General features: G+C 66.9%; 2 protein-coding genes. Both read right to left on the reverse strand.

What is annotated here, in order from left to right; genetic code table 11:
- A partial coding sequence (locus LG367_RS18160; protein ID WP_226470674.1) for a hypothetical protein occupies positions 1-342 on the reverse strand: 342 nt, incomplete at its 3' end.
- 36 nt (positions 343-378) lie between these two features.
- Positions 379-1,521, reverse strand: a 1,143-nt coding sequence (locus tag LG367_RS18165) for a hypothetical protein (RefSeq protein WP_226470675.1), incomplete at its 5' end; no start/stop codon positions are given.

Genomic DNA, 1,521 nt, shown 5'->3' on the forward strand with positions numbered 1-1,521 from the left:
GGTGTCGTTGGTCAGCACGTTCGGCACGGCAGTTCCGCCCGAGGCACCGTTCGCCGAACCACTGTCATCGACCGCATCGATCGGGGCGGCCGAGACGGTCACCGTCACGTGGGCCGTGTCGCAGTTGGTCAACACGTTCGGCACGGCCACGCCGCCCGAAGCACCGTTCGCCGAGCCGCTCTCATCCACGGCATCGATCGGGGCCGCCGAGACGGTCACCGTCACGTGGGCCGTGTCGCAGTTGGTCAACACGTTCGGCACGGCCACGCCGCCCGAAGCACCGTTCGCCGAGCCGCTCTCATCCACGGCATCGATCGGGGCCGCCGAGACGGTCACCGTCACGTGGGCCGTGTCGCAGTTGGTCGGGTTCAGCTGTTCTCAGATCTGGTACACGACCGTGTACGTGCCCGCCGGCGTGCCCGGCGCCACGGTCACCGCGCCCGTCGCCGGGTCCTGCGTGTCGTTCGGGTTCGTCGTCGAGGTCTGCGTCAGCGTGACGTTGCTCAGTGTGGCCGGCGCACCGTTCAAGGTGTCGTTGGTCAACACGTTCGGCACGGCCACGCCGCCCGAAGCACCGTTCGCCGAGCCGCTCTCATCCACGGCATCGATCGGGGCCGCCGAGACGGTCACCGTCACGTTGGCCGTATCGCAGTTGGGCGGGTGCAGCTGTTCACAGATCTGGTACACGACCGTGTACGTGCCCGCCGGCGTGCCCGGCGCCACGGTCACCGCGCCCGTCGCCGGGTCCAGCGTGACGTTCGGGTTCGTCGTCGAGGTCTGCGTCAGCGTGACGTTGCTCAGTGTGGCCGGCGCACCGTTCAAGGTGTCGTTGGTCAACACGTTCGGCACGGCCACGCCGCCCGAAGCACCGTTCGCCGAGCCGCTGTCATCCACGGCATCGATCGGGGCCGCCGAGACGGTCACCGTCACGTTGGCCGTATCGCAGTTGGGCGGGTGCAGCTGTTCACAGATCTGGTACACGACCGTGTACGTACCCGCCGGGGTACCCGGCGCCACGTTCACCGCACCCGTCGCCGGGTCCAGCGTGACGTTCGGGTTCGTCGTCGAGGTCTGCGTCAGCGTGACTTTGCTCAGTGTGGCCGGTGCACCCTTCAAGGTGTCGTTGGTCAACACGTTCACCGCACCCGTCGCCGGGTCCAGCGTGACGTTCGGGTTCGTCGTCGAGGTCTGCGTCAGCGTGACTTTGCTCAGTGTGGCCGGTGCACCCTTCAAGGTGTCGTTGGTCAACACGTTCACCGCACCCGTCGCCGGGTCCAGCGTGACGTTCGGGTTGGTCGTCGAGGTCTGCGTCAGCGTGACATTGCTCAGTGTGGCCGGTGCACCATTCAAGGTGTCGTTGGTCAACACGTTCGGCACGGCCACGCCGCCCGAAGCACCGTTCGCCGAGCCACTATCGTCCACCGCATCGATCGGGGCCGCCGAGACGGTCACCGTCACGTTGGCCGTATCGCAGTTGGTCGGGTTCAGCTGTTCACAGATCTGGTACACGACCGTGTACGT

Origin of the sequence: Luteimonas panaciterrae (assembly GCF_020511115.1) — a bacterium.
Taxonomy (GTDB): Bacteria; Pseudomonadota; Gammaproteobacteria; order Xanthomonadales; family Xanthomonadaceae; genus Luteimonas; species Luteimonas panaciterrae.